This window comes from Thiohalomonas denitrificans (assembly GCF_016841685.1).
Classification (GTDB): Bacteria; Pseudomonadota; Gammaproteobacteria; order Thiohalomonadales; family Thiohalomonadaceae; genus Thiohalomonas; species Thiohalomonas denitrificans_A.
Genome location: NZ_JAENYR010000080.1, coordinates 13736 through 15393 on the forward strand (window position 1 = coordinate 13736; position 1658 = coordinate 15393).

Consider the following 1658-nt stretch of genomic DNA (forward strand, 5'->3'; position numbering starts at 1 on the left):
CGCTGCCGCTTATCCGCCCTACGGCGGAATGAAGGAGGCAATCACCGGTAGGGTGCGATAAGCGAAGCGCATCCACCAAACGACAAGAAGAGAATGTCTGGAACCTATTCTCGAGGATGCCAAAGCCGAGCCCCAAGCGACGCGGCAATCTCGGGCTTGGGAGCAGGAGATTACTTCATCGCTTCGGCTCCTCCTGAAGAACTCCCCCCTTTTCCATGCGGCCAGGGAGGGGGTGATCCAATGGGCCGTAGCCGTTTTCTTTCCTCCTCATCCTGCCCTTCTTCCTGAAGGAGAAGGGACCCTTCGTTCGGCGCTTCTGAAGAGCTCGAACATAAGCCATTGATCCTCGTGAACCGAGGGCCATTAACGTACTCCGGTTCTTCACTGATTCGGGCTGTGCAGCATGGGGTACGGCTCGTAACGACAGCAGGGGCAAGTTCATCAAGAGTGGCCGAGATCAGCGCGGCAGCGCCAAGCTGCAGCTGTTGCGGGGTTGGACGTCAATGCCGCGTCCATGTATCCTTAGCGGCTCGTAAGCGCCCGTAGCTCAGCTGGATAGAGCGCTGCCCTCCGGAGGCAGAGGTCAGAGGTTCGAATCCTCTCGGGCGCGCCATCTTCCTGATTTTCATGATTATTCTTCCTGTAAGTCCTCGCGAATTCGGCGTTCTCCATCACGAAATTGCTCCTGTTCCTGTCGGACATCTGGCCACCAATGCACCGTAGGGCGGATAAGCGACAGCGCATCCGCAATTTCGCGGGTCATTTGGTGGATGCGCTTCGCTTATCCACCCTACCAGATGATTGCTCTTCCATTCCGCCGTAGGGCGGATAAGCGGCAGCGCATCCGCGTCCTTCCCCGTCGTTTGGTGGATGCGCTTCGCTTTTGCACCCTACTCACTCCATCTTCATGCCACGAATGTTATCAGGCTCGGTTGCGCCCCAATCCGGCTCATACCACCCGGCATTCACGGCCCGGTGGAACGATGACCACGGCCAATCGGCCGGCCGGGTGGCAAGATCATGCTTGACCGGATTGTAGTGAATGTAATCCACATGATTTCTCCAATCTCGCTCATTGCGAATCTGGTGCTCCCAAAACCGCTTTTGCCATACCTGTCTTTCATTCCGCGCATTGGATTCCGGTGCAAGCTCCAGGGAAACCCGCTTCTTGATTTCCCGCCACCGCCCGGAATAATCCCAGTCGTCATCGGGAAGCCTCCAGATGGTGTGCATGTGGTCGGGCAGTATCACCGCCGCCTCGACGATAAAGGGACGCTCACCCATCGTCTTGCGCAGTGCCGCTCGCAGAATTTCAACATCGGCCTCGCGCTCGAACCATTTGCGCCGTTTCCAGGTGACGACCGTAAAAAAATAACTCCCGCCAGGCGTGTATGCGCGTCGGTATTGGCTCATCGGTTTACCAGGCCATTGCTTCGATTTGTCCGCCGTAGGGCGGATAGACAGCGCACCCGCTATTTCCCGGGTGTTCTGGTGGATGCGCTTCGCTTATCGCACCCTACCAGGTGATTGCCCTTTATCCCGCCGTTGGGCGGATAAGCGGCAGCGCATCCGCGTTCCCTCGGGTCATTTGGTGGATGCGCTTCGCTTATCCACCCTACCAGATGATTGCCTCTTCCATTCCGTAGGGCGGATAAGCG

General features: G+C 57.5%; 1 protein-coding gene and 1 tRNA gene. One reads left to right on the forward strand and one right to left on the reverse strand.

Annotation, left to right across the window (positions count from 1 at the left end):
* Nucleotides 1-536: 536 nt before the first annotated feature.
* A tRNA-Arg gene (locus tag Q7L05_RS14415) sits at nucleotides 537-613 on the forward strand.
* Between the two features lie 281 nt (nucleotides 614-894).
* Here Q7L05_RS14415 and Q7L05_RS14420 read toward each other — a convergent pair.
* Complete coding sequence (locus tag Q7L05_RS14420; protein WP_303908141.1) at nucleotides 895-1413, reverse strand: REP-associated tyrosine transposase; 519 nt, start codon at nucleotides 1411-1413, stop codon at nucleotides 895-897.
* Nucleotides 1414-1658: the final 245 nt, after the last annotated feature.